General features: G+C 68.8%; 1 protein-coding gene. It reads right to left on the bottom strand.

All coding sequences use genetic code 11. The annotated features are described in order from the left end of the window. Nucleotides 1-260 (bottom strand): type VI secretion system Vgr family protein (locus tag FLQ44_RS11235; RefSeq protein WP_206208836.1); only part of this gene is annotated, 260 nt, incomplete at both ends.

Genomic DNA, 260 nt, shown 5'->3' with positions numbered 1-260 from the left:
GAGCAGCAGGCCGTGGCCGGCGCGAATGGCGCCGTGGTGGTCGGTGCGTAGCTCGAAGCCGTTGCCGCGGGCGCTGGCCTGGCCGTTGCTGCGCGGGTGGGTGAGGTAGCCTTGGTTGAGCTGGGTTTTGCCGGGCTCGCTGCTGAGTTTGGCGCGTACCTGGCCGGGGGTGTCGTCGAACAGCAGTTCGCTGTACTGGCTGCCCTGGTGTTCACGGCTCTGGATGCCGGAGAGGGTTTTGTTGGCGGGCAGGCTGCCGG

It is taken from the genome of Vogesella mureinivorans, assembly GCF_007644035.1.
Lineage (GTDB): Bacteria > Pseudomonadota > Gammaproteobacteria > Burkholderiales > Chromobacteriaceae > Vogesella > Vogesella mureinivorans.
Note: the sequence above shows the minus strand (reverse complement) of the source record. Positions and strands in the feature narration are given on the sequence as shown.